General features: G+C 45.4%; 20 protein-coding genes. 15 read left to right on the forward strand and 5 right to left on the reverse strand.

All coding sequences use genetic code 11. The features are described from left to right. Positions 1-97: 97 nt before the first annotated feature. Complete coding sequence (locus H9659_RS13365; RefSeq protein ID WP_191691420.1) at positions 98-1,669, reverse strand: putative bifunctional diguanylate cyclase/phosphodiesterase; 1,572 nt, start codon at positions 1,667-1,669, stop codon at positions 98-100. Between the two features lie 232 nt (positions 1,670-1,901). Next, the gene (locus H9659_RS13370) at positions 1,902-2,774 is read right to left on the reverse strand and encodes a glycerophosphodiester phosphodiesterase family protein (RefSeq protein ID WP_191691422.1); all 873 of its coding nucleotides are present in this window, start codon (positions 2,772-2,774) and stop codon (positions 1,902-1,904) included. Between the two features lie 155 nt (positions 2,775-2,929). Between H9659_RS13370 and H9659_RS13375 the strand changes: the two genes are divergently transcribed. From H9659_RS13375 to H9659_RS13390, 4 genes are all read left to right on the forward strand, one after another. Further along, a complete protein-coding gene (locus H9659_RS13375) occupies positions 2,930-4,063 on the forward strand; it encodes an ABC transporter ATP-binding protein (RefSeq protein ID WP_191691424.1) in 1,134 nt (377 codons plus the stop codon). Then, positions 4,060-4,962 carry a carbohydrate ABC transporter permease gene (locus H9659_RS13380; RefSeq protein WP_191691426.1) on the forward strand — a complete coding sequence of 301 codons (903 nt, stop codon included), beginning with the start codon at positions 4,060-4,062 and terminating at the stop codon, positions 4,960-4,962. Before H9659_RS13375 ends, H9659_RS13380 begins: the two co-directional genes overlap by 4 nt. Positions 4,963-4,970: 8 nt before the next feature. Next, a complete protein-coding gene (locus H9659_RS13385; protein WP_191691586.1) occupies positions 4,971-5,777 on the forward strand; it encodes a carbohydrate ABC transporter permease in 807 nt (268 codons plus the stop codon). Positions 5,778-5,888: 111 nt separating this feature from the next. Continuing rightward, positions 5,889-7,259: an ABC transporter substrate-binding protein gene (locus H9659_RS13390; protein ID WP_191691427.1), complete on the forward strand. Its 1,371-nt coding sequence runs from the start codon at positions 5,889-5,891 to the stop codon at positions 7,257-7,259. Positions 7,260-7,779: 520 nt separating this feature from the next. On the opposite strand, the gene H9659_RS13395 is transcribed toward H9659_RS13390, so the two are convergent. The 3 genes from H9659_RS13395 to hutG form a co-directional block, all read right to left on the reverse strand. Next, positions 7,780-8,886, reverse strand: a complete 1,107-nt coding sequence (locus tag H9659_RS13395; RefSeq protein ID WP_191691428.1) for a M24 family metallopeptidase — start codon at positions 8,884-8,886, stop codon at positions 7,780-7,782. Between the two features lie 116 nt (positions 8,887-9,002). Continuing rightward, entirely contained in the window at positions 9,003-10,211 is a 1,209-nt protein-coding gene (gene gltS, locus H9659_RS13400; RefSeq protein ID WP_191691429.1) for a sodium/glutamate symporter, read from the reverse strand. Beyond that, positions 10,201-11,166: a formimidoylglutamase gene (gene hutG / locus H9659_RS13405; RefSeq protein ID WP_191691430.1), complete on the reverse strand. Its 966-nt coding sequence runs from the start codon at positions 11,164-11,166 to the stop codon at positions 10,201-10,203. Before hutG ends, gltS begins: the two co-directional genes overlap by 11 nt. Positions 11,167-11,296: 130 nt before the next feature. Between hutG and H9659_RS13410 the strand changes: the two genes are divergently transcribed. The 11 genes from H9659_RS13410 to H9659_RS13460 all read left to right on the forward strand — a co-directional run bounded on the left by H9659_RS13410 (position 11,297) and on the right by H9659_RS13460 (position 26,883). Continuing rightward, positions 11,297-12,172 carry a LysR family transcriptional regulator gene (locus H9659_RS13410; protein ID WP_191691431.1) on the forward strand — a complete coding sequence of 292 codons (876 nt, stop codon included), beginning with the start codon at positions 11,297-11,299 and terminating at the stop codon, positions 12,170-12,172. Between the two features lie 133 nt (positions 12,173-12,305). Further along, positions 12,306-14,834: an EAL domain-containing protein gene (locus H9659_RS13415; protein ID WP_191691432.1), complete on the forward strand. Its 2,529-nt coding sequence runs from the start codon at positions 12,306-12,308 to the stop codon at positions 14,832-14,834. Positions 14,835-15,015: 181 nt separating this feature from the next. After that, a complete protein-coding gene (locus H9659_RS13420) occupies positions 15,016-15,750 on the forward strand; it encodes a polysaccharide deacetylase family protein (protein ID WP_191691434.1) in 735 nt (244 codons plus the stop codon). Further along, positions 15,740-16,336: a DedA family protein gene (locus H9659_RS13425; RefSeq protein ID WP_191691436.1), complete on the forward strand. Its 597-nt coding sequence runs from the start codon at positions 15,740-15,742 to the stop codon at positions 16,334-16,336. Before H9659_RS13420 ends, H9659_RS13425 begins: the two co-directional genes overlap by 11 nt. Positions 16,337-16,360: 24 nt before the next feature. Next, entirely contained in the window at positions 16,361-17,539 is a 1,179-nt protein-coding gene (locus H9659_RS13430; RefSeq protein ID WP_191691438.1) for an MGDG synthase family glycosyltransferase, read from the forward strand. Positions 17,540-17,812: 273 nt separating this feature from the next. After that, on the forward strand, positions 17,813-19,639 hold the full coding sequence (locus tag H9659_RS13435; RefSeq protein WP_191691440.1) for a S8 family peptidase: 1,827 nt from the start codon (positions 17,813-17,815) through the stop codon (positions 19,637-19,639). Between the two features lie 360 nt (positions 19,640-19,999). Beyond that, positions 20,000-21,169, forward strand: a complete 1,170-nt coding sequence (locus H9659_RS13440) for a hypothetical protein (protein ID WP_191691442.1) — start codon at positions 20,000-20,002, stop codon at positions 21,167-21,169. Between the two features lie 15 nt (positions 21,170-21,184). Next, positions 21,185-22,426 carry a metal-dependent hydrolase family protein gene (locus H9659_RS13445; RefSeq protein ID WP_191691444.1) on the forward strand — a complete coding sequence of 414 codons (1,242 nt, stop codon included), beginning with the start codon at positions 21,185-21,187 and terminating at the stop codon, positions 22,424-22,426. Between the two features lie 186 nt (positions 22,427-22,612). Continuing rightward, the gene (locus H9659_RS13450; RefSeq protein ID WP_225217852.1) at positions 22,613-24,040 is read left to right on the forward strand and encodes a M20 family metallopeptidase; all 1,428 of its coding nucleotides are present in this window, start codon (positions 22,613-22,615) and stop codon (positions 24,038-24,040) included. Positions 24,041-24,054: 14 nt separating this feature from the next. Then, the gene (locus H9659_RS13455) at positions 24,055-25,578 is read left to right on the forward strand and encodes an AbgT family transporter (RefSeq protein WP_191691448.1); all 1,524 of its coding nucleotides are present in this window, start codon (positions 24,055-24,057) and stop codon (positions 25,576-25,578) included. Between the two features lie 18 nt (positions 25,579-25,596). Further along, complete coding sequence (locus H9659_RS13460; RefSeq protein ID WP_191691451.1) at positions 25,597-26,883, forward strand: amidohydrolase; 1,287 nt, start codon at positions 25,597-25,599, stop codon at positions 26,881-26,883. Positions 26,884-26,970 lie beyond the last annotated feature (87 nt).

Genomic DNA, 26,970 nt, shown 5'->3' on the forward strand with positions numbered 1-26,970 from the left:
CAATCGCCGGTTCAATACCGACAATTGGCTGCATAATAAGGTGTTTTTTACTTGTCTCAAAAAGGTTAGTCAGTGCCCATGCTAGCAGCTTTTTCATTCACTTCACTTTCACTAATGTAGAAAGAGAATAAGTCATCTCGATTTCCTCCGCGGAGAGAGGCTTGCTGAACAAATAGCCTTGTCCGAATTGACATCCGCATTCCGCAAGAAGCAGCGATTGGCCTTCTTCTTCAATTCCTTCTGCAATGAGCTCCATATCCAGGTTACGTCCCATATCGATGATCGTCTGTATGATCGATTGTATAGGTGCATGGATCAACATCTCCGTTATAAAGGAGCGATCGATCTTCAAATAATCGATCGGTAAAAATCCAAGTTTGCTTAAAGACGAGTAGCCCGTCCCAAAGTCGTCGATTGCTAATTTCACACCAAGCGTCCGGATTTCTTCGATTATCCGCACTGACTCTGAATCATCTTGCATCATCGACTCGGTAATTTCCAAAATGAGCAGATGAGCAGGGAATTGTGTAATTTCCAGCACGTCTTTCACTAAATTCGGGAAATGTGGATTCCTGAACTGGCGGATGGAAACGTTCACCGCGAGACCTATCTGTTCATTGGCGCTGTGCCATCTTCTTACTTGTCTGCATGACGACTCCAATACCCGTGTGCCGATATCGTTGATCAACCCTGAACGTTCAGCAACGGGGATGAATTCTCCAGGCGGGACGAGACCTAACTCCGGATGCTCCCAGCGTACGAGTGCCTCGAAACTTTTAAGGCGGCCAGTGGATAGATCGACGACAGGTTGGTAGTGGACAATAAGCTGTTCGGTCTCGAGCGCATTTCTGAGGTCATTCTCAAGCATGAGCTGTTTCTTTTCGTACTCATCAGTGCCATTCGAGAAGATGTTGAAAGTTCCGCCACCCTGGTCCTTTGCCCGGTACATTGCCCGATCTGCATTTTTTAACAAAGTCACTTCGTCTGTACCGTGTTCGGGCATGTGACTGATTCCGATGCTTACTGACGAGTAGAGAAGTGTTCCATTTATGGAAAATGGCTGTTGGAACGCATCACACACCGCATCCGCAATTTCGGTAGACCTGCAATTCGGAAGCTCAGATAAGATAACAAACTCATCTCCTCCATGACGGAAAACTTGCGCTCCTAAAGGAATCGCCTGCTTCAGACGGATACTCACCAGCTTGATGAACTGGTCTCCCGATAAATGACCCATCGAATCATTGATGGTCTTGAATCGGTCAAGATCGAGGAATAGCACGGCTAGCTCATGACGTTCTTTGACCATCCTGCTGAGTACTTGGAACAGCTTGTACCGGTTCGGAAGTCCTGTCAGAAAATCGTGAGTTGCATTATATTCCAATTCAATGTTGGACAATGTCAACTTTTGCTGAATTTTTTTCTTTTCCTGCAACTGCTGCTGCAAATGAACCGCCGTCCTGTCGTTCTCGCGAATCATGTGGATGAAGATGGGTGTTGCAAACAATAGCATGATGGATGTATCGATGACTTCATACCAGATGTCATTTTGAAAATCCAAGTCAAGGAACGAAGAGATGATCTCTTCAAAAACTGCCGGAAGAAAAACGATGAAGACGAGCAACATCCAGACTCGTTTGCGTTTGTAGTTATGTATATAGGATTCCATCATTTGCCCGCCATTTCGTAAGTGTTTTAGTAGATTGAAGTTAATGGGAAAAAAACCATCGGAAGGGTATATGTCATGTATCGACAAAATCCGTGAAATTTGAATAGGTTGAAGGGCATAAGAATGGATGGCGGAGAACCTATTGGAAGCGGCGTCCACTATCCATGCAAGCAACAAATTTGGATAGGATAGAGAATATTGGCAACCATTATGTTATAATTATTTTGAAAATTTAATCTTGTTCGTATTCCTGACTTAAAAGATGGAGAATGAGATCGGGTTTGTCAGTGAAGACGCCATCCACCCCCATTGAAATGAGTGCAGCAGCATGCTCGGGATCATTCACTGTAAAAGGGTGTATCGCTAGCCCTGACTGATGAACGGTTTTTACTAAGTGTTCTGTGACAGCCATTGAGTTTACTCCGATTCCGGATGCATAGCGGGTGACCCGTTTCAGTTTTGAAGTTGGCAAATCCGCTTTTTCCTTAAACGAATATAACTGAATCAGAGGAGTGGATGGACTCAATTCATGTACTTTTTTCAAACTATCGCTGCTGAAAGATTGAATGATCACTTTGGGAAGCGGATCTTCACGATTTAGCAGATGATGACCGTCCAATTGGTCAATTAGCTGCTGTTCGATGCCGGGATAACGTTCTGGGGATTTGATCTCAATATAGTAATTGGTTTGGTCTCCGAATTCACGGAGGACTTGTTCCAGGGAAGGTACCCGGAGACTCGCAAATCTCTGCGATGCGAATTGGTTAGAGGGCTGGTTGAATTCTTCGGCTGGCTTGAAGGCACCTAACGTATCAGAAGTAATCTCCTCAATCTCCATTTCGTTGCCATTCAACTCAATGGAATCATTGTGGAGAACGATCAGTTTCCCATCTTTCGTCCGCTGGAGATCGAGCTCAATATAATGGGCTCCCATATCTATCGCAAGCTCGTAGGAAGGAAACGTATGAGCGGGTGCATATGCCGAAGCTCCGCGATGTGCAATAACTAGAAATGGTTCTGATGGGAGGGAAACGGGCTGCTTGGAAGCGGGAGAGCAGCTGGAAAGAAAAAGTATGAGTAAAAAAGCAATCTGTTTAACCTTCAAGGTCGTAACCTCCGATCAGTTGAAGTTGTAAACCACGTGTAAAGATGATGTTAACTTATGTAAATAGTACGAAAACCCATTACTGAAAATGATACCATGACCTTGATAAGAACGACAGGACATCTAGGAAATGGCTGCCTGAAAGGATGGATTGGATGAAGAAAGTCGAACTGATTGACGTGTCGAAGTCTTATGATAAACAAGTCGATGTGATTTCGAATATCGACGTAACGATTGAAGCTGGAGAGTTTTTTGTTTTAGTCGGTCCTTCAGGGTGTGGAAAGAGTACGATGTTGCGGATGATTGCAGGACTGGAAGAAATTACAGGTGGGATATTGGAAATCGGCGGAAAGCGGGCAAATCATTTATCACCTGACAAGCGTGATCTATCAATGGTATTTCAAAACTATGCTTTGTATCCACATTTGACCGTGCAACAAAACATAACGTTCGGTCTAGACGTGAAGAAAGTGAAAAAAGCCGTTCAAATGGAAAGAGCGAACGAAGTGGCGGAGATGCTTGGGTTAACCGACTATTTGAAGCGGAAGCCACGCGAATTGTCAGGAGGTCAAAGACAGCGGGTTGCGCTTGCTCGTGCCATTGTAAGTGAAGCACCGATCTGCTTGATGGATGAACCCTTATCCAACTTGGATGCGAAATTACGTGCGCACATGCGGACGGAGATTCGTAGAATTCAGCGTAAGCTTGGCATTACGATGATCTACGTAACACACGATCAGGTGGAAGCAATGACGATGGGTGATCGGATCATGATTCTTCATGAAGGGAAGATCCAGCAAGTAGGTAAGCCGATCGATATCTACAATTATCCCGCGAATCCATTCGTCGCGACATTTATCGGTTCTCCGCCTATGAATCTTTGTTCAGCAAGAATGGAACCGACCAAGTCCGGTATTTTCATAGAAGACACGATCCATATCCCGATGAATGAGGTACAGCTGGCCGCGAGTTCCGCCAGGCCGCTCCTCGCAGGCATTCGACCAGAGCATATAAAGCCAGTAATATCTGGAACTGAGAGTGGAAATCGGATACAAGTAGAGGTGACCAATGTAGAGATCCTAGGCAATGAAACCGTATTTTCATTCCAAGTAGGTCAGCGTGAATGGATGGCGAAATGGAGCGGACAATGGGATATTGCAATCGGTGACCGGGTTCCGATTGGGCTAGATTCTGAACACTTCTGTGTATTCGATGAAGAGTCAGGAGAGCTGATTCGTAAACCAGAAGGACTTGAACATCTTTCGATTGTGAAAGAGGTGAGTACATGACTTCTGCGAAAGCTCCTAGTGGCTGGAAACGTTCAGCAAATTTACGTGTTGGTTTTTTGTATTTACTGCCCTCCATCATCTTATTTGCGGTGTTTCTCTTTTATCCGATGATCCGGACGATTTATTTAAGTTTTTATCTGACTGATCAAAATGGGAATGCAGCGGTTAACGTAGGATTTGAAAATTATAGCTACTTACTCACGTCACCTGCATTTTTGAATAGTATGAAGGCAACTGGGTTATTTGTCCTGTATACAGTGCCCGTCGGCATTATTCTTGCGTTATTTTTTGCATTACTCGCAAACGAAAAGCTGAAAGGGATCGGCTTTTTCAGAACGATGTATTCATCGACAATGGGAATTTCCGTTGCAGCATCGTCGGTAATTTGGCTTTTCTTGTTCCATCCAAGTGTCGGGGTCTTCAATCGGATACTGCTCGTTCTCGATCTCCCTCAGATCCAATGGCTACTGGATCCGGAGTGGGCGTTGTTGTCGATTGCCATCTCCACGATTTGGATGAACACAGGATTCTCGTTCCTGATTCTCCTTGGAGGATTGCAGAATATCGATGAGCATTTGTACGAAAGCTCACGGATTGATGGAGCTGGCTACTTTTACAGGCTTCGGCGCATTACGATTCCTATGCTGTCACCTACATTGTTTTTCATTGTCACGATTTCTCTTATCAATGCATTTCAAACTTTTGGTCAGATTGATATTCTGACCAAAGGAGGTCCCTCTCAGTCAACGAATTTGATCGTGTACTCGATCTATCGGGAAGCGTTCATTAATTATCAATTTGGTACTGCAAGTGCTCAAGCAGTCATTCTATTCGTCATTATTCTGGTGGTCACCCTCCTTCAATTCAAGCTTCTTGAAAGGAAGGTGCATTATCAGTGAGAGACTCGATGCTCAAGAAAGTCTGGATTTACTTTTTACTCATTGTTACATCCTTCTTGGTGTTCTTCCCTGTGTTGTATGCGTTCATGATTTCGTTTATGAGTGGACCTGAAATTTTACAAGGCCGATTTTTTCCGGAAGCTTTTAAGTTCGATAACTATGTGAAGGTGTTTGATAGACTCCCTTTGTTGAAATATCTTGTGAACAGTTTCATTGTTTCGTTGAGCGTGATGGCGGGGCAGCTAGCGGTGTGTAGTCTTGCGGCGTATGCCTTTGTATTCATACCATTTAAAGGAAGGGATTTTGTGTTTTTCCTGTTCATTTCCACGATGATGATTCCGTGGGAAGCGACGATGATCCCGAACTTCTTCACGATTCAAAAGCTAGATTGGTTGAATACGTACCAAGGAATGTCGTTGCCGTTTTTCGCACTCGCGTTCGGAACGTTCTTGTTGCGTCAGCATTTCAAGACAATTCCGAAAGAGTTGCAGGAGGCTTCGCAGATTGCAGGTCTCAGTCGGTTCGCGTTCTTTTGGAAAGTGATTTTGCCGATATCCAAAACGAGTCTCGTAACTCTTGGTGCTTACGGATTCCTGACAACGTGGAATATGTATTTGTGGCCGCTGCTGATCACGACGAACAGTTCGGTACGCACGGTTCAAATCGGATTGAAGCAGTTGCAATCCCAAGAGATGTCAACCGATTGGGGGGTGGTCATGGCTGGTGTCATCGTCGTCATCATTCCGACGTTATTGCTGCTGTTCATTGGACAGAAGCAACTACAGAAAGGCTTGTCGCAAGGGGCTTTGAAGTGATGGTGAAATAAGAATTCCTGATTTCAACAAGCTCCGTGTGAAATGTCAATCAACACCGTTTATTAGCCTGAGAAATCGATGTAAACTTTGAGAGATGGGGTGTAGAGGAATATGAGAAAAACTGTGAAGTTCATGTTTTTATTTTTAACGGTACTCAGCTTGGCAATCCTTACAGCTTGTACGAATAGTGATTCCAGCACGAAGGGTGGAGGGAATGAGGGAGACGACACAAAAGGCGAGGCGACGAAGACGGAAGATGGGAAAGTGTCCATCGAGTTTTGGCACGCAATGTCCGGGACTGGGCAAACCTCGCTGGATGAAATCGTCGCGAACTTCAATGAGTCTCAAGAACAATACGAAGTGAAAGCGGAATTTCAAGGGACGTATGAAGAGTCATTGACAAAACTGCGAAGTGTCGGTGGAACGAAGGACGCTCCTGCCATCACACAAGTCTTTGAAATCGGTACAAAGTATATGATCGATAGCGGTTATATCGAGCCGATCCAGAAGTTTATCGATAAAAATGATTTTAATGCCGATGAGCTCGAGCAGAATATCTTGAACTACTACAAAGTAGATGATGAGTTATACTCCATGCCGTTCAACTCTTCCACACCAGTGATGATCTACAACAAAGATGCTTTCAAAGAAGCTGGACTCGATCCGGAGAAAGCACCGGAAACGTTTTCGGAAGTCATCGATGCGGCAGCGAAGTTGAAAAAAGGGGAAATGTACGGATTCTCCATGCTGACGTACGGTTGGTTCTTTGAACAATTGCTCGCTACACAAGGCGGCGATTATGTGAATGAAAACAACGGCCGTACTGGAGACGCCACAGAAGCTGCGTTCAATAGTGACGAAGGGCGTCTTGTGTTTGAAACGCTCAATACGATGAACAAAGCAGGAACTTTCGGTAACTTCGGAACAAACTGGGATGATATCCGTGCGGCATTCGCTTCTGAAAAAGTCGCCATGTATTTGGATTCATCAGCAGGCGTTGCAGGAGCAATCGACACAGCTCCATTTGAAGTCGGTGTCGCATATATTCCCTATGCGGACGAAGTGAAGCGCAATGGCGTCGTCATTGGCGGAGCTTCACTTTGGATGTCAAAAGGGATTGCAGAAGAGGAGCAAGAAGCAGCTTGGGAGTTCATGCAATATTTAACGACTCCTGAAGTACAGGCAAAGTGGCATTTGGATACTGGCTATTTTGCAATCAACCCGAAGGCATACGAGGAAGAAAACGTGAAGGAGAAGTGGGCGGAGTTCCCTCAATATAAAGTGACAGTCGATCAGCTTCAAGATACGGTGCCAGGCTATGCCACTCAAGGGGCGCTTATCTCAGTGTTTCCGGAATCGCGTCAGCAAATTGTGACAGCACTTGAAGATATGTATCAAGGAAAGGATCCAGTGGAAGCGTTGAAACAAGCGTCTGAAGGAACAAATCGTGCCATTGAAGTTGCTAATAAAACGAAAAAATAAGGTGGAAGCGCTCCGTTACTGGGGCGTTTTTTTCATGTGGTTGGAAGGAGGGGGGGGCGTTCTCTGCCAGTAGTTGGGGGTTCTCCGACACATCGATTGACTTCTCGGACACTGGCGAGCCTTTCTCCATCACCCACAGCGATTTGTGCGACACGCACATCACTTTCTCCGACACATAGCGGAGTTTCTCGATAACGGGACACAATTCACGAGAAGGAAGGGATTAATTGGTAGCGCTTCGCTTGTTTCAGGAAGGGCTACTGCTTTGTCCCAGTGGAATCGGCCACTTCGAGCGAAGAATCGGTCAGAAAAGGGGTTCAATCGGCCAAATGCTCCCAACAATCGGCCAGACGGAGGAATTCATCGGCAACCAGGCACAATTCAAACGCCGCCAGGGATTAATTGGTGGAACCCCGCTTGCCTGGAACCAGTTATTCCGCTGCAAAAAGCAGGCATCGACGTAAAAAAGCCGCTTGCATCATGTATATGACAGGATGCAAACGGCAATTCTACTAATCCATCAGCCTAAAATTCTCAATTCACGTGGGAACGTCGAAAGGACTTCGACTTCACCATCTTCATTGATATAAACGGTGTCTTCAATACGGACGCCGCCTTCACCTGGGATATAGATGCCTGGCTCGATCGTGAACACGAGACCGGGCTCTGCGATCTCTTCGTTGTTCATGTGAATGGAAGGTTCTTCGTGCACTTCAATACCGAGACCATGACCGACGCGATTGTTGAAATACTCCCCGAAGCCGGCTTCTTGGATAACGCTGCGTGCAGCGATGTCGAACGTTTTCAATGGAATCCCGGCTTGGACGGCCTGAATCCCTGCTTGGTTCGATGCGAGCACAGTGTCGTAAATGAGATGTTGACGTTCCGTAGCTTCTCCGATCATGAAGGTCCGTGTTGTATCGGACATGTAGCCGTCTTTTGCGACTCCGAAGTCAATGAGCAAATAATCACCGACTTGGAGTTTGCGCTCTCCTGGTTCGCCGTGAGGCAATGCAGCTTTTTCGCCGGAGAGCACGATGGAGGAGAAGGAAGGTCCATCTGCTCCGAATTTACGCATCAAGTATTCGAGCTCAGCTGTCAGCTCGGATTCTGTCATGCCGACTTTTACGAGCTGGATCCCTTCTTCAAGAACGCGCTCGATAATTTCTATCGGCTTTTTCAATGCAGCGATTTCTTCACGCGTTTTACGTTTCCGTAACTTATTGATGTAGCTTTGGACATCCACGACGTCAGCATTTGGGAATGCAGTACGGAATTCGTTGTAACGGAAATAGCTAAAAGCTTTTGCTTCGATTCCGACACTTTCTTCGACCTGACCAACAGTGGAACGGATGACATCGAAGGGGAGCTGTTCATCTGAAATCGGGACAATCGTTTCGATATCTGAGCTCTCTGCCGCTGCGTCTTTGTCGAGAGCAGGTGTGAATAGGATGGTCTTCCCATCACTTGCTTCTATATATAACCCTAAGAACCGCTCGTGTGGGTCCGAGTTGAATCCTGTGAAATAGAATACGTTAGCAGGATCAGTTACAAGGACCGCAGATAGTGATTGGTCTTGAAGATGAGTTCGTAGCGCACGGCGCCGTTTTTCGTACATGTCAGTCATGATGAATTCCTCCCAGGTATACAGTATATAGCTTCATTATGGCGCATTTGGCAGAAGAACGATAGAGTTTTGCATAGGAAAACAAAAAACCGGCTGCCATGAGCCGGTTTACAAAGTTAGCTGAAGATATTTATTGTAGTAATGATGATAGGCATCGAAACGACGTCAATCAGGAACGCGCCGACTATCGGTACGATTAAGTAAGCTGTACGTGATGGACCGTATCGTGCGGTTACAGCAGCCATATTGGCCATCGCGTTTGGTGTAGCTCCCAGTCCGTGTCCTGCAAATCCTGCACACATTACAGCGGCATCATAGTTTTTGCCAAGAATGCGGAACAGAACAAATATCGCAAATAGGACGAGGAATACAACTTGTACAAACACGATCACGAGTAACGGCAGTGCGAGCCCAGCAACTTCCCAAAGCTTGATGCTCATAAGTGCCATTGAGAGGAAGATGCCGAGAGCAACGTCACCAATGAGAGTAATACTGCGCATATGCACAATATTTCCATTAATACGATCGACAATATTACGGATGATCACTGCGACAAACATCGCCCCTACATAGTTAGGCAAGACGATTCCGTTTTCCATGAAGTTGCTTGTGACTTTCGTGAATACGTCACCTAGTAATGATCCTCCAGCCATTGAAGCGACAATGAGGAAAGCTTGCATTGTGAAATTATCGACTGAAATTGCAGGTTCGTGTGCTTCTGCAGTGTATTCATACGACTCTTCCACTTCAGTGGATTTCAAGTCGTGTTTGTTTATCAAATACTTGACGAGTGGTCCGCCTACCAATCCACCTGCAACCAATCCGAAGGTTGCAGCGGCAATCCCGATAGAGAATGCGGAATCGATTCCTAGCGCTTCCACAGTTGTGCCGTATGCGGTCGCTCCGCCGTGTCCGCCTTCCATGGAAACAGCGCCCGCCATCATTCCGATGAGAGGGTGGATATCGAACAAGTAGGACATGGATACGCCGATGACATTCTGCATAATCGCAAGGAATCCACAAGCGACCCAGTAGATGATCAGAAGCTTTCCGCCCAGTTTAATGAGTGCGAAGCTTGCGCCAAGCCCCACTGTTGCGAAGAACGTGAGCATGAATAAGTTTTGTAAGGATGTGTCGAGCGTGAAATTCACAAGGCCAGTTGCTTTTAGAACGGTAGCGAGGATTGCAAAAAGCAAGCCGCCGACAACCGGCGCTGGTATGCAGAATTTTTGCAGAATCTTAGATTTATTGACGAGTGCTGTGCCGAGTAAAAACAGTGCCATAGCTAGGAAAAGCGTTGTTACCTGATTCATTTCAATTGTCATTCTGTATACCTCCAAGCAGTGAGACAATCGCTTCATTCGTTAAGTAAGCACCGAGTTTAACTGTACGGCCTCCCTCATCGAGTAAAGGATTGATTTCTGAGATGTCAAATGAAAGCGTTTTCTGTTCAGACGCAACGATACGGATCAGTTCCCGTACTTGCTTCGGAGAAAGTCCGAACGGAGAAGGTGCACTGACGCCAGGCGCTGCAGCAGCGTCCAGTACGTCGGAGCATAGCGTAAGCATAATATAGTCTTGCGTTGCGATGAACTGATGAAGTTGTGTATATATTTGTTCGACGGGAAGTTCATCTAGCTGAACTTCTGTTATATAGTGAACACCAAGACGATCCGCTTCGTCAAATAACAGTTGTGTGTTGCCGAACTCTTGAATTCCTAATACGTAATATGAGGTGTTCGCATTCATGTCAAGCATTTGTTTAAACATTGTCCCTGAAGACGGTTGTTCTGCATAACTGCGTAAATCGAAATGCGCATCGATGTTAATGACACCGATTTTTGCCTCAGGTCCTGCGAATTCCCGTACGCCCAAGTAATGACCGAAAGCGGTTTCATGACCACCCCCAAGAATTACGGGGATTGTGTTAGCGGTTAAACTCCGGTACACAACTTGACCGAGTTCGCGCTGTGCATCCTCCAGCTTGCCATCTTCACAGATGATCGTTCCTAAATCCACTATGTGATGGTTCTCTGGTTGTCTCCATGGAAGTTTTGCAAGTTCATAGCGGAGTGAATCAGGTCCAGTGGAAGCCCCGGTACGCCCGTTATTTCGTCGAACTCCTTCGTCAGATGAAAACCCGATCAATGCACAAGTGGGACTGGTAGCGCTTTCTTTCGGAGTATTCAGCTGCATCACTTGATGAAGACGAAATGCTGCCCGATTGGTAACGTCATCGATTCTGCCGCTCCAGATTCCTGGTTTCGTTGCGTTGATCATAAGAGTCACCCTTTCAAAGTTAAATGCAATACGCTTCATTATACGAGCTGCCATTTATTAATTCAAATAACTATAATTCATTTACTTATGCATTTAAGTTATAATAGACCAAAAGAAGGAGATGAGGACTATGGACGTAAAACAGCTCCGTTATTTTGTCGCAGTTGTGAATGAGAGAGGTTTTTCAGGCGCTGCCGCTAAATTGCATTTGTCCCAACCTTCACTCAGTAAGGCCATTCGTACATTGGAGGGGCAAATAGGATTCCAGCTTTTGGAACGGACAACGAAACGTGTGGATCTGACGGAATCCGGGCGAGTGTTTTACCAGCGGGCACTGCACATCCTTGCTGAAATGGATATATTTGAAAAAGAAGTGAATGAAGTGAAAGCGGCGGGCAGTGGTGAAGTAAGGCTCGGCATGATAGAATCTGTGAAAAATTGGATTCCTGATGTGTTGGGATGGTATAGAGAGGAATACCCGGATATGCATGTCGTTCTAAAGGAAGTCCTCGGGAGAACTGACATTGAGCAGGCGTTACGTGAATACGAGGTACATATTTGTTTGACGAATGAATTCATCGACACCCCGGATATTGTCACCGCTCCATTATATAAGGAGAACTTGGTCCTTGTCATGCATGCAGATCATCCTTTAGCGAATCGAATCGATGTGGAACTGAAGCATCTTGAAGGTGAACCGTTCATCATCACGAGTAAAGGATTTCAAACACGGGTGAACATAACGGAAGCATTTAAAAAAGCGGAGATAAGCATGAATGTCTGCTACGATGCGGATCGCTTTGAAACCATTTTGACATTAGTGGAAGCAGGGATCGGAATCTCCATCATTCCTAGAAATTATATTGGCGGAACGGTACCGGAAACGTTAGCCATTCGGGAACTTGATAGTCCAAGCCTTAAACGTACCGTGTATTTGGCATATGTGAAGAACCGTTATCGTCCGCCGGCAGTTGAAGCGTTGTTGCAAAAAATGCTTAGCATTTAAGAAGTGAAGTGTATAGTACTATCCTCCTCTTTTAGGAAAATTTTGTGTATTGCAAAATACCTAAACATGATATACGTTATATTGTATAAGGAATTATTGACCTTATCTATTTTAATACTAAGGAGTGGGTTGCATGAAGTTTTATAAAAGGAAATCTTCCTCTATGCAGAACATATCGTTGGGTAGTGCATTAACCAATGTCCACGAGTTAGACAGAGATTCGTTTATCCTTATATTAAATCGACAAGGGATCATTATAGATTTTAAAGGCAATGTATCTCAAGGAGAAGATATCATCAAAATTGGAGAAAGTTACAAGGGGTATCTCTCTCCAGGGGAACAGGGAAAGTATGCCCGGCATATGGAGAATGCACTTCAAGGGAATATCGAACACTTTTCTGCAAAAGGAATGCAGAACAATGTCGAATTTGAATTTAAAATTACGATGTTTCCTTTTAGGGATAGTTCTCAACAAATCGATGGACTCTACTGTATGCTTCAAAGTATCCTGCCGGTGAACGGTAAGGAAGATAGCGACGATTCAGAAATCAGGAATCATATTTACGTCAACTCCAAAGAACTTTCAGGGATATTAGATGAAAAGGGTACTGTGAAATTCATCAGCCCCGCCGTGAAGCCGTTGTTAGGATATGAAGAACATGAATGCATCGGTCGAAGTTTCTTGGATTTCTTGGCAAGTGAAAACGCCGAAAATATACGTGAACAATGGAATAAGCTCATGCACTTTCCCGGTTCGTCCCAAACCTTCGAAATGAAGATACTCTCAACAGATGGAGAGATAAAGGAGTTTCAGCTGAAGGTTACAAATTATTTGTCAGACCCTAAGTTAAAAGGTTTCTTCTTTAGCAGTGTAGATATCGGGGAGATAAAAAAGCGAGACGAAAGAATCCATTACCTTACAAATTATGATTACGTCACAGGCTTACCGAACCGGAAAGTATTCATAGAGAAAGCAGACATCGAGTTGAAGATTGCCGAACTGCTATCTAAAAAGTTTGCGGTTTTTGTTTTGAATATCCGTAATTACAAGTTGATCAATCGGGCATTCGGCCATGAATTCGGTGATCGTTATGTTGATAAAATCGCATCTAAGTTAAGAAAACAACTCGGTGAACAAATTGAAATGATAGGAAGAATCGGCTCTAATGAATTTGCAATATTAACAAAATTCTTAGAAAGTAAGGACATAACATCCCGTCTGGCAAGTAGTGTCCGTGCCATTTTTGACGAACCACTCTATATAGACGATTATGAACTGCTCATAACGACAAGTATGGGGATTGCCATGTATCCGACCGCGGGAACCACTTCAGGAGAATTGTTGATGAATGCGAGTGCGGCACTCCATTCTGCACCTAAACATTTGAAAAATAGTTATCATTACTACTCGGATACGACATCCGGTTTATTGAGAAAGGAGCTCATACTCACAAAAGACATCGCTAGCGCAATTGAGAATGAGCAGTTAGAAGTCTATTTTCAACCAATCTATAAGGCGCATACAAACCGGATTGCAGTTGTTGAAGCACTTGTACGATGGAATCATCCGACGTTAGGCTTGCTGACTCCTGCTGATTTTTTACAACTCGCTGAAGATACGGGAGAAATTATAAAAATCGGAGAATGGGTCATGGAATCCACCTGCCGTTCACTAGCGGAGTGGCATCAGAAAAATCTCAACATAAAAGCTGCTGTCAACGTTTCTGCGATGCAGTTCTATGCTGAGGATTTACCGACCACTTTTTTCAATATCGCGCAAAAGTACAGCATCGATCCAAAATGGATTGAAATTGAAATAACTGAATCTGTGTTGCTCATTGAAGAAGAAATCCCTGAAAGTCTCGAGCGGCTGAAAGAGTTTGGATTCGGTATCGTTCTGGACGACTTTGGAACCGGCTATAATTCATTGAAGGTTTTAAAAGACATGAAGCCGGAAAAAATCAAAGTGGACCGTTCGTTCGTGGATAAGGTATTGGAAGATGAGCGGTCAAAAACCATTACAACATCGATTATCGGAATGGCAAAAATGCTGTCTATAGAAGTAGTAGCTGAAGGCGTTGAAACGAAGGGACAAAAAGACTTCCTACTGGAGTTGGAATGTGATTTCTTCCAAGGATTCCTTTTCAGCCAACCAGTCTCCGAAGAGAACGTCACAAAACTATTAATACGGGAACAGGAAGTTCTAGACTCGAAAGAGAATGTTCTAAATCGAAGGAAGTACTTTAGGGTCAGTCCGGATCATCCCTTCAAGGCACAGATGACGATTGATGAAGTGAATGGTAAAAAGGCGAAGGTAGGAAATGTGTTTGTGTTGATAGTGAATATCGGGCCGGGCGGACTCTATTTCACCTCCACAGTCGACCTACCTCAAAGAGAGGACGTAATCCTCAAGTTTACGATCGAACTGTTCGACGAAACGCACTTTTTCTATGGAAAACTCATTCATAGCAGGGAAGAAAAGGATGTTTTTGGCTACGGGGTTGCTTTCCTCGCCGACGAGAAAACTAGAAATACCTACATTCAACTGTTTCATCGCGTAGAGGTGCGCTTGAAACAACCTAGTGCATATGATGACTTGCCACTGCTCGAAGGGGCCATGAGTTCGTTTTTCAAAAATGAAATAAACAAAAACCGTGCATGAACGCTATGCACGGTTTTTCCATATAAGTAGATATACGCGTTGTTCATCATTTGTAATCTTAAGAAAGTCTTCATGATTTTCGTAGTTATTTCAAAAGAAAGAGTTGTCATACTGAAGATGTTCATCTTCCAAAAGATTGGGTAAAACATAGTATAAGAGAGTTGTGAGAGGAGGGGGATCGATGAGGAAGCGGAGTCTGTTTTTTATAGCCGTACCATTGCTTCTATACAGTGTGTACACAGTTGTAACAACGTTCTTCATCCGCGTAACAAGCCTTGGAATCCGGAAAAAGGTTCGTAAGGGAAATGGAATCATGCTTACATTCGATGACGGACCGAATCCGCTTTACACACCCGTGCTGCTCGATTTGTTAGCGCGCCACCAAATCCAGGCTGTCTTTTTCGTCGTGGGGAAGCATGCCGAGCAAAACCCGGGAATCATACGAAGAATGCATGAAGAAGGGCATTCCATCGGCATCCATCATTACGAGCACATTTCAACTTGGCGGCTCACTCCTGAACAAACCCATCAACAAATCAGTCGTACAGCTGAAGTGATCAAAAGAATCACGGGAAGTGAACCTGTTTTTTATCGTCCGCCTTGGGGACGTTTCAATTTGGTGACTCCGTTTGTCTCACATCCATACACGACAATCATGTGGACACATATTATAGGGGATTGGAAGGTCCGGACGTGCAATGAAAAACTGGCCGAAAGGTTGCGTGATATCGGAGCAGATGGTTCGATCGTCGTACTCCATGATGATGGAAGCAACCCCGGAGCAGATGATGAAGCCCCTGCACATATGCTTCACGTATTGGAATCCTACATTCGGGAAGCCATAGCCGAAGGTATCCGTTTCATACCGCCGGATGAGCTGACGATGAAGGGACAGGAGCATGGTCATGTCCATTGAGACGCTGACAGACTATTTACTCCAGTATGGAAGCATCGTCATCTTCATTCTCTTGTTTTTTGGAATCGTTGGCATTCCCTCCCCGGAAGAATCGCTGATTTTTTTGATCGGCGTACTGATAGCGCAACATCAGCTTCACCCGATACCTACTGCGATTGCTGCAATCACTGGAGCATTGACGGGCATGTTGACAGCTTATGCAGGTGGTCGATTCTTAGGATACCCGCTGTTGCACAAAGTGGAGAAATTCATCGGTCTGACGAAAGAACGTTGGAAGAAAGCGGAGCAATCGTTCAAAAGGAGACGCAAGCGGACGGTCGTCTTCGGATTTTACATGCCGGGCATCCGGCAAATCAGTCCTTACTTTGCAGGATTGACAACGATGCCTTTCTATCAGTTTTTCGGGCTGGCCGTCTTTGGAACAGTCCTTTGGGTGATGCCATTTCTGGTAGCAGGATATGTGCTTGGCCGTTCGTTTCATGTCAATCCAAGTTACGCTCCCCTCGTTGGTGTGTTCTTCTTAGTCGTGATGATCGGCTGGTTTCTCTTGAAAAAAAAGACGTCAAAGAAAGTTGAAAATGGATAATCGTGTACATTGGAGGTGCAAAAAATGAAGAAAATCTTGTTTTTCCCGCATTTACAAATGCAGTCCGGCCATCATCAGGCTGCTGAAGCACTGATGGATCTGGTACAGCAGCGGTATCCTGACGCAGAAGTGAAAAAGGTCGACTTATTGTCGGAAACAAACAAATTGCTGGAAAGAGTCATTACAACAGGCTATCTGCAGTGGATTAAACTTGCACCTCGTCTGTATAGCAAAACTTATAAAAAACTCTATTTCAGTCAAGAACCATTGGATGAACAGTATATTTGGCATCAGCCGCTGTTTTTGCATAAATTGAAACGGATATTGAAAGAGGAGCAGCCTGACCTCATTTTCTGTACACACAGTCTACCTTCCTGCATGCTCAGTAAATTAAAACTGTCCGGTCAATGTCACGTACCTGTCGTGAATGTCTACACGGATTTTTTCGTTCATGATTACTGGGGGCATCGTGGAATCGATGCACATTTCCTTCCCACTTTGGAGTCCAAGAAACAGTTACAAGAAGATCCGAATGTACCAGGCCAGCTGATTGTCACTGGAATTCCGGTACACCGAAAAATCAGCCGTCCTGGCAACCATGCATCGTTACGGCAGCTGCATCGCAAACCAGTCATTCTTCTCGCAGGTGGAAACAGCGGATTGGGATGTCCAACGCGTATGTTTCAGGAACTGGAAGGAGTGAAGGATTTCCAGTTTATCGTGTTGTGCGGACATAACAACCGGCTGTACCGGAAAATCGAATCTTGGAATCTCCCCCATATCCAACCGCTATCCTACGTAATTTCCCGGGAAGAAATGGATGACCTTTATGAGACCGCAGATGCTCTCGTTACAAAACCAGGAGGAGTCACAGTCAGCGAAGCGTTGCGTAAAAGAATTCCGATGTTCATCCACTCCGCACTGCCTGGTCAGGAAGAGATGAACTTGGAAATACTCATTCCTAAAGGACTGGTTACACGGCTCTTATCCGATCGACCACTGGTTGAGCAGTTAAGGAAGACCCTAACAGATCAGCAACAGATGCAATCCTGGCATAATGCTATGGATGCATATGCAGACGAATTAGTGATTCAAAGCGAGGAACAGATGATGGATGTCATTGAAGAATTGCTCGCTCCAGTAGATGAGGAAATCCGAGGAAAAGTCCCATCCATAAAGCACCGATCGGTTACCGTGACGTGAATGGGAGTACCATTTCAATTCGACTGTATGAACTCATATGATGAAAATTTTTCAGCCTGCGCATAGGATTTCGACGCAGGCTTTTTGCTTTGTGTTCTACGAATTGAAATCGTCCACTCGGTGGTCCCTTATAGTTACCTAATTCATTATCTAAGGTTGGATTAAAAAAATAGTGATTCACTCTTGATGGAAACACTATCTTTTCTCTAAATCCGCTCTATTCGATACCGATATACCTATTGAAAAATCCAATGTCGAAAGAAGGAAGTTAGAGTGGGCAAGACATGTTTCCGTTTCCCTTTTGTCGCTGCAATCCTAGTGAGTACTGTCACTCTGTTATCTGGAAATCAGGTGTTTGCTGAGATGGAAACGTCGCCAGTACAAACAACTTTAGCGAAAGGAACACAGAGTGAACTCCTCGTCCAATATGTAGATGTTCCTAAATCGATTGCAACGGCGCCTTCAATTCCTGCCGAAACGGAAAGCGTTATGGACATTGCACCATCTGTTCAGCTTTATAGTTTTGAAACGATATCCGATATGAAAGAAGCGGCTGCACAATTGAAGCATCAGCCGTTAGTTGAACGGGTGGAACCGAACTATGAACGTACGTTATCCGTTGTCGCCAATGACCCATATTATCGCAATCAATGGGGGATTCCACATGTGAAAGCACCGATTCTGTGGAACCTTCCACGTGAACAAGCCGGGTCAGCAGTGGTCGCCGTCATAGATTCCGGTATCGACAGTTCCATTCCGGATTTCAAAGGACGGATTGCACCCGGTGGATATAATTTTGTAGACAAGTCCAACAATGTCAATGATTCTCTAGGTCACGGTACGAGTGTTTCAGGGATCATCGCTTCAGTCATGAATAATCAGTACGGCATCACTGGAATTAGCGGTCCATATAACGTCTCTGTTTTGCCGCTTAAAACGATACGTGATGATGGGACGGGTACCGTCTCTATGAACATACAGGCAATCGACTATGCAATCCAAAAGCACGTCGATGCCATTAATATAAGTCAGGGCGGAATCACGCCTTCTCAAATTGAAGAAGATGCAATTCACCGTGCAGCTGAAGCAGGAATTCTCATTGTAGCGTCTGCAGGGAATAATGCAGAAAAAGGGAATCCCATCATGTATCCAGCTGCATACGATGAAGTGCTTTCGGTCGCTTCAATAAATGAAATGAGCCAACATTCAGCTTTTTCTACGTACAATCCAGGAGTGGACATCAGTGCTCCGGGAGAGAGAATCGCAGCCAATCATCCAGGCGGAAGTATAGTTTCCGCCTCAGGTACATCATTTTCAGCGCCAATCGTCGCAGGTGCAGCCGCTATGGCTATTGCTAATATCCCTGATATAAGTCCCGCACAACTAACAGAACTGCTAACAACTACGGCGACCGACCTCGGGGTGCAAGGAAAAGATCCTTATTATGGAGCAGGTATGCTGAACCTTGAAAGTATGGCGACTATGATCAGTAAGGAAATCACGGAGAAACGAGTCATTCATCCAACAAGCATCCAGCTGAACCAAAGCATGCTCTCTTTAACCGTCGGCAATCCTGTTACTCGATCCAGCGCTTCACTAAAAGCAACGGTCCTCCCGGAAAATGCAACCAACAGTTTAGTCACTTGGACGTCTTCTGATCCAACTGTTGCTGCAGTAGATGAAACAGGTGCTGTCAGTGCGCTAAATGAGGGAAAGACAATTGTTACAGCGAAGACTGCAGATGGTGGATTAACTGCAACAGCCACCGTCACAGTTACAAGGATTCAACCGTTTACCGGGGATTTTCCGGATATGACAATCGATAATGCCAAGATTTTTTCTGTGAAATTCAATACACCGCTTAAAACGGATTGGAATTATGGAAAAGATATTACGATTTCCCGTAACGCAGATGGCTCAGATGTCACTAGTGGAGTAAGCGTTCAAGTGGACCCAAGTAATCCTCGTATTCTCTACATCGCGCCTGTAGGACACTGGGAAAAAGGTACTTTCTATCTAACCATCAAAAAAGGGCTGCCTGCAAGTTCGGGGAAAACACTAATCCGCGACACAAAACTGAAGTTTATTGTCAATGAATGAATCGAGTCCGATGAGTAAACCGTGTGATTTTTCTCGCACGGTTTTTTTGTACATGAATAGTAGGGAAGGAAGAATTCGTCAAGATGAAGTTGACGAATTTAAGTTCAATGAAGAGGCTACATATGGGTACTGTTATTCATCGAACAATAAAAGAATAGGAATGGAATCAGCAAAATATTTAATTTTCGTAAATATTATTAAATCAAGGAAGTAAGCGATTACAAAGGGAGTTAAAATGACAGAAAAGTCGAAAGTTGTAGAAAAAACTATTTACATATAGAATGTATGGTGATATATTGGATATCTCGTAACAATAGGTTCGAGAAATAATTAACAATAACCTTAAGGGGGATGAGCCGAATGCTTTCAAATCCACTCATTGCAACAGTCCTAATATTTTCATTAATCGCCCTCGGCGAATGGCTCTCCATTATTTCAAGAGCACGAATTCCGATGCTTCTGACAGCGATGGTCGGTTTTCTAGTCTTAACGTGGACTGGAATATTCCCTAAAGACATTTTAGAACTCTCTCAATTTGCTGCACTTGGTGCTATTTTGATTGGTCCGGCAATTGTCCATATGGGAACAATGATTCCTTTTTCACTCGTCAAAACGCAGTATAAAGCTGTTGTCATTGCACTCGGCGGTGTACTTGTTTCCGGAATATTAATATTACTTATCGTGCCGCTCCTATTCGATTATCCGACAGCAGTTGCCGGAGTAGGTCCTGTCAGTGGAGGGATCATTGCACTTCTCGTTACATCTGAGAAATTGAAGGAGCTCGGCCTGACTTCGATCGTGATTATTCCCGCTCTTGTCGTTGCTTTTCAAGGTGTTGTAGGTATGCCGCTCGCCATGCACTTCATGAAGAAATACGCTGGCGTCATCCAAGGACAAATTGATGACGGTTCCTTTGTAGCCATGTCTGGTGAGGATGCAGAGCAAGAGGAAGCCGCACAGAAAAAGAAGAAAAACCCGCTGCGTACAAGTGCTGTCCTAAAACTATTCTTCGTCTTTGCAGGAGCCTCTGTTGGAATAATGCTTGGCACGATCACACCGATCCACTACACGCTATGGTGCTTGCTGATCGGAGTCATCGGTCTGAAAATCGGCTTGTTTGAGTCGAGTGAACTAGAGCGTGCGAACTCATTCACGGTGACGATGATCGGAATTATTTTTGTAGTCATCGGCACGATGGCGGGAGTCACGCCAGGTCAAGTACTTGAAAACTTACCTGCGATTATAGCAATACTCGGAATCGGCAGTATTGGAATTTCAATCGGTGGGTATGTCACTGCGAAACTCGTCAAATGGCACCCGTATAAAGGGATGCCGGTAGCACTTACTGCATTGTTCGGTTTCCCTGGGGATTACATCCTTTGCGAAGAGGTGAGCCGGAGCTGTGCGAGAAACGAAAAAGAGGAGAAGCTCATTTTCAATGAATTGCTTGCGCCGATGATTATCGGAGGATTTACAACTGTGACGGTTGCATCAGTAATTATTGCTGGAATATTGATCAAAACATTATAAAACGGAGGGTTTTTCATGACACAAACTATTATTAAAAATGGACTGCTTATCGATGGAACTGGTGCTGAACCGACAAAAGGTCAAATTGTCGTCGTATCCGGAAAGCGGATTGACTATGTAGGGGATGAGGCTGGATATTCAGCAACTGGGGATGAAATCACAATCGACGCGCAAGGAGGCACAATTGTTCCAGGTTTCATCGACACGCATGTACATATGATGATGGAGTACTCACCTGTCGCAGAGCGTCTTGCTACACCATTTTCGTTCATGTATTATCAAGCGGCAGAATACTTGAAAACAACGCTGCATGCAGGCGTCACTTCCGTCCGGGATGCACTCGGTACCGATCTTGGCGTAAAGAAGGCGGTGGAAGAAGGGCTGATTTCAGGACCGCGGATGCAATTGAGCATTAACGCATTGACGACAACAGGCGGTCATGGGGATGGCTATACGGTTTCAGGGAATACAGTGGACTTGCTCGCATCCGAATATCCGGGTATGCCGAACGGAATGTGTGACGGCGTCGAAGAGGTGCGAAAGAAAACACGCGAAATGCTGCGTGCCGGGGCTGAAGTCATTAAAGTCCATGCAACGGGCGGCGTGTTGAGCGCAACAGATCATCCTGAATTCACCCAGTTTTCGTTGGAAGAACTGAAAGTCATCGTAGAAGAAGGGAAGTTCCGTAAAAACACACGCGTCATGGCGCATGCCCAAGGTGCAGAAGGTATCAAGAACGCAGTCCGTGCAGGCATCCACTCAATCGAGCATGGAATTTTCATTGACGATGAAGCCATTGAACTGATGATCGAAAATGGGACGTATCTAGTTCCTACATTACTCGCTCCTGTTGCGGTGCTTGAAACTGCAGATGCAACCGGGATGCCAGCAAGCGCGATTGAAAAGTCGAAAGAAGTGATCGATCACCACGTGGAGAGCTTCACGAAAGCCTACAAAGCCGGAGTGAAAATCGCGATGGGAACCGACGCGGGTGTCTTCAAACACGGTACGAATTTGCGCGAACTGGAACTGATGTGCAACGCAGGGATGACCCCGATGGATGCAATTGTAGCGTCTACGAAAACTGCAGCCGAATGCCTCGGCTGGGAAGAGAACGTCGGCACGATTGAAGCTGGCAAGCTCGCAGATATTGTGATCGTCAAAGGCAATCCTATAGAAGATATTAAGTCGTTAGCGAATCATGATACGATTCAAGTTGTGATGAAAGATGGCAAGATAGAAAAAGATATCCGATAATCCAGTCTCCTCCATATGTTTCCGTATGGAGGAGATTTTTTTATCCAGTCCTGGTATGGACACTTAGCCCTAAATACCTTTATTCACGAAATCGTCTGTCGAGTATTGACGAATCGTAGAAACCTATTTAGGATATAGTCATTCAATAAAAAATATTCAATATATTAAGGGGAGAGGCAAGTGAGTTTGCAGACATTCACAAAAGATTATTTAAAGCGGCACGCTGCTTATTTTGAACAAGTGAGCGAATACATCTTTCATCATCCGGAAACACGTTTTGAGGAATATGAATCTGCCAAGTATTTATCGGAGAAATGTGAAGAACAGGGATTTAAAGTGGAACGCGGCGTCGGGGGAATTGAAACCGCATTCACAGCGACTTATGGTCAAGGGCATCCCGTTATCGGATTTCTGGGGGAATTCGATGCGCTGCCTGAGCTGAGTCAGGAGCCGAACGCTATCGAAGAAAAACGCTGGGAGCGACATATTGGTCATGGGTGCGGACACAATCTACTCGGAACAGGAGCATTTGCGGCAGCTTGTGCAGCGAAAGCGTATTTGGAAGAACATAAGCTGCCTGGCACTGTGAAATTCTTCGGTTGTCCCGGGGAAGAAGGTGGATCAGGCAAGACGTTCATGGCACGTGAAGGCGTCTTTGATGGAACGGATCTGGCACTTACGTGGCATCCTTCACCGACAAACAGCATCATGAGCTTGAGCACCCTTGCAAACATTCAAGTGTTTTACCGTTTCAAGGGAGTGCCTTCTCACGCAGCGAACTCCCCTCATTTAGGACGCAGTGCACTGGATGCGTTGGAACTGATGAATACAGGGGTTCAATATTTGCGGGAGCACATGCCGGACCAAGCGCGGATCCATTATGCCATTACAAATACAGGCGGTCATGCTCCGAACGTCGTTCAAGCGAATGCAGAAGTGCTGTACTTAATTCGCGATGTGGATACTGAACGTGTGATGGAGCTGTTTAAGAGGGTCAATAAAGTGGCTGAAGGAGCTGCCCTCATGACAGAAACGACCGTAACTGTTGAAGTGGATAAAGCGTGTTCGAATTATATTCCGAACCGGGCACTCGAAGTGATTTTGTATGAGAGCCTTCAAGAAATTGGAATTGAGCCCCCTACGGAGGAAGAGAAAGAATACGCAAAAGGGATTTTTGAATCACTCTCTAAAGGAGAACAGAAAGATTATCTCGGTGTGATGAAAGGATTCGGTTATGTAGGGGACGGTTCTGAGTTCAAAGGTAAGTACGTTGCGGATTGTATTTCGCCTTACGAAGTACCAACCGAGATCTTGACTGCATCCACAGACGTTTCCGATGTGAGTTGGATCTTGCCGACAGCACAGTTGTCGACGTCTACGTCCGCACTCGGGACGCCGCTTCATACATGGCAAATGACGAGCCAAGGAATATCGACGAATGCACATAAAGGGATGTTGCGCGCAGGAGCATCCATGGCGCTCACTGCATTGAAAATCTTTGAAAATACAGATCTACTTGCACCGATTCGCGACGAATTTGTCGAGTTTGCCAAAGAAAATCCATACACATGTCCGATACCTGACGGCGTTCAGCCTTCACCACTCGGTAACTGAAAAGAATAGGGGGAATGGGAGTGGAAACAGCAAAGAAGGGGTTTTTTAACAAAGTATTGAACGGTATCGAACGATTCGGGAACCGTTTGCCGGATCCATTCATTCTGTTCGTAGGTATGGCGGTTGCAGTCATGATTGCATCATTCATCTTCAGTTTATTTAACGCACAAGTGAAGCACCCGGGTACTGGCGAGACATTGGCGATCAATAACTTATTGTCAGGCGAAGGGCTGCAATACATTCTGGAATCCATGATTACGAACTTTACAGGCTTTGCACCACTCGGTATCGTGCTTGCAATGATGCTTGGGATTGGATTGACAGAAAAGGTCGGCTTGTTCGATTACGCGATAAAGAAATCGATCATGAAGTCGCCCCCTTGGCTGCTTACTTATGCAGTCGCATTCGTAGGAATCATGGGGAACATTGCATCCGATGCAGCGATGCTTCTAGTTCCACCGCTTGCGGCGATGATTTTCTACAAAGTCGGACGTCATCCGCTCGCTGGTCTCGCGGTTGGTTACGCTTCAGCTGGAGCCGGATTTACAGCGAACTTATTCATCGTAGGAACAGACGCATTGCTTGCTGGAATTTCAACAGAAGCTGCGAAAATTGTTGACGATTCGATTACTGTTTCCCCAGTTGATAACTGGTACTTCAATATGGTCTCTGTATTCATGCTTACACTTCTAGCAGGTTTCATCACTTCCAAATTCATCGAACCCCGTCTAGGGAAATATGATGGGGATGCTGTTGAGTTGGAAGTGGATGAAGAAGATCCACGTTCTGGAAAAGCACTAAGGAACGCTGTGATTGCAGGTCTTCTATACATCGCCATCCTCATAATAGGAATCTTTTGGCCAAATAGTCCCCTGCGCGGTGAAGGCGGTACAATCATTCCATCGCCGTTCATCTCGGGGATTGTTCCAATCATTCTGTTCTTATTCTTAGTAGTAGGAATCACGTTCGGAATTACGGTCGGTAAGATAAAAAGCGGAAAAGATATTGTGGGATATATGGCGGAATCCATGAAAGACATGTCCGGCTATATCGTTCTCATCTTCGCGATTTCCCAGTTCATTGCGTACTTCAATTGGTCCAACATCGGTACTTGGATTGCAGTGAATGGTGCTGAATTCCTGGAATCTGTCAACTTCACAGGAATGGGTCTCATTATCGGATATATCATTTTTACAGCTCTCATGAACTTCCTGATTACATCAGGGTCTGCGAAGTGGGCATTGGAAGCACCGATTTTCGTGCCGCTCTTCATGCAACTAGGTTACCACCCGGCATTTACACAGGTCGCGTATCGCGTTGCCGATTCTTCGACGAACATTGTGACTCCATTAATGCCGTATATGGTTGTCGTACTGACATTCATGCAGAAGTATGATAAAAAAGCAGGGGTTGGAACACTCATTTCACTCATGCTTCCGTTCTCCATCTGTTTCTTGATTGCTTGGATTCTGCTCATTCTATTATTCTTCTATGCAGGCATCCCATTCGGACCAGGAATTACACCATTTTTGAAATAACTGATAGGGGGTAGCAAGATGGTTGTAAAGTTACACGAACAACTAACGGAATGGCGACGCGATTTGCATCGCCATCCCGAGCAAGGTTTTTTGGAAATGCGTACGGCTTCCATAGTCGCTGCTGAAGTCACTCGACTCGGCTTTGAAGTACGACTTGGAAAAGAAGTGATGGTCGAGGATGAAATTTTAGGCAAACCTTCCGATGAACAGACAGCTGCTCACGTACAATGGGCTGCTGAAAATGGGGCGGTCGAAGAGTTCTTGCCTTACTTTGAAGAAGGTTTCACAGGGGTTGTCGCAGATTGGGATTCAGGACGACCAGGACCAGTGACTGTATTCCGTGTCGATATGGATGCATTGCCGATTTTCGAATCACAAGATGACACACATGTCCCTGGCAAACTTGGTTTCCGCTCCATCGCGGAAGGTTCCATGCACGCATGTGGACATGACGCACATACGACGATAGGGCTCGGGCTTGCGACAATGATAGCGGAAGACCCGGACGCGTTGAATGGAAGGATCCATATCGTGTTCCAGCCAGCTGAAGAAGGTGCACGCGGTGCGAAATCGATGACGGAAGCAGGCGTTGTAGATGACGCTGATTTCTTCATTGCCATCCATATCGGTACAGGCGTCCCGCATGGTGAGTTTGTTTCAGCAGCGAACGGATTCATGGCGTCCACGAAAATGGACGTCACGTTCAAAGGTCGTGCATCCCACGCAGGAGCGCAGCCGGAAGAAGGGAAAAATGCATTACTCGCAGCCGCCAGCGCCACGTTGAATTTGCACGCGATTTCCCGCCATTCAGGCGGAGCGTCCCGTGTCAACGTCGGTGAGCTCCAAGGGGGCGGCGGCCGCAACGTTATCGCAGATACGGCATCCATGAAATTGGAAACTCGCGGTGAATCTTCCGCTGTGAATGAGTTCATCCGCAAGCAAGCAGAGAACGTGCTGCGTGGAGCGGCTGTCATGTATGATGTCGAGTGTTCAATCGACATTGTCGGTGAAGCCATCAGTTGCAAGTGCTCAGAAGGCCTCGCAGCAATGGTCGGGGCAGTTGCGAAGGAAACAATTGGGATTACGAAAGTCCACAATGCAGACAATGCATCTGCCGGTTCCGAGGACGCAACGTACTTCATGGAACGCGTGAAAAACAATCACGGTCAGGCGACGTACTGCATTTTCGGCACAGAGCTCGCAGCAGGTCATCACAATGAACGCTTCGACATTAAGGAAGAAACATTGCCAGTAGCGGTCGATGTATTGTATCGGACAGTATTGGCATTGAATGGAAGAGAGTAAAGATATCAAATCCCCGGTTGGGCCGTTTATGCAAACGGTTTGACCGGGGATTTTTGAAGTGAAGAAGTGCAACACCCTCTAATGAGT

Source organism: Sporosarcina gallistercoris, from assembly GCF_014836415.1.
In the GTDB taxonomy this organism is placed as follows: domain Bacteria; phylum Bacillota; class Bacilli; order Bacillales_A; family Planococcaceae; genus Sporosarcina; species Sporosarcina gallistercoris.

Coding starts and splice junctions, on each gene's coding strand:
- H9659_RS13365 (WP_191691420.1), bottom strand. CDS start 1,669: ATGGAATCCTATATACATAACTACAAACGCAAACGAGTCTGGATGTTG.
- H9659_RS13375 (WP_191691424.1), top strand. CDS start 2,930: ATGAAGAAAGTCGAACTGATTGACGTGTCGAAGTCTTATGATAAACAA.
- H9659_RS13380 (WP_191691426.1), top strand. CDS start 4,060: ATGACTTCTGCGAAAGCTCCTAGTGGCTGGAAACGTTCAGCAAATTTA.
- H9659_RS13385 (WP_191691586.1), top strand. CDS start 4,971: ATGCTCAAGAAAGTCTGGATTTACTTTTTACTCATTGTTACATCCTTC.
- H9659_RS13390 (WP_191691427.1), top strand. CDS start 5,889: ATGAGAAAAACTGTGAAGTTCATGTTTTTATTTTTAACGGTACTCAGC.
- H9659_RS13395 (WP_191691428.1), bottom strand. CDS start 8,886: ATGACTGACATGTACGAAAAACGGCGCCGTGCGCTACGAACTCATCTT.
- gltS (WP_191691429.1), bottom strand. CDS start 10,211: ATGACAATTGAAATGAATCAGGTAACAACGCTTTTCCTAGCTATGGCA.
- hutG (WP_191691430.1), bottom strand. CDS start 11,166: ATGATCAACGCAACGAAACCAGGAATCTGGAGCGGCAGAATCGATGAC.
- H9659_RS13410 (WP_191691431.1), top strand. CDS start 11,297: ATGGACGTAAAACAGCTCCGTTATTTTGTCGCAGTTGTGAATGAGAGA.
- H9659_RS13415 (WP_191691432.1), top strand. CDS start 12,306: ATGAAGTTTTATAAAAGGAAATCTTCCTCTATGCAGAACATATCGTTG.
- H9659_RS13420 (WP_191691434.1), top strand. CDS start 15,016: ATGAGGAAGCGGAGTCTGTTTTTTATAGCCGTACCATTGCTTCTATAC.
- H9659_RS13425 (WP_191691436.1), top strand. CDS start 15,740: ATGTCCATTGAGACGCTGACAGACTATTTACTCCAGTATGGAAGCATC.
- H9659_RS13430 (WP_191691438.1), top strand. CDS start 16,361: ATGAAGAAAATCTTGTTTTTCCCGCATTTACAAATGCAGTCCGGCCAT.
- H9659_RS13440 (WP_191691442.1), top strand. CDS start 20,000: ATGCTTTCAAATCCACTCATTGCAACAGTCCTAATATTTTCATTAATC.
- H9659_RS13445 (WP_191691444.1), top strand. CDS start 21,185: ATGACACAAACTATTATTAAAAATGGACTGCTTATCGATGGAACTGGT.
- H9659_RS13455 (WP_191691448.1), top strand. CDS start 24,055: ATGGGAGTGGAAACAGCAAAGAAGGGGTTTTTTAACAAAGTATTGAAC.
- H9659_RS13460 (WP_191691451.1), top strand. CDS start 25,597: ATGGTTGTAAAGTTACACGAACAACTAACGGAATGGCGACGCGATTTG.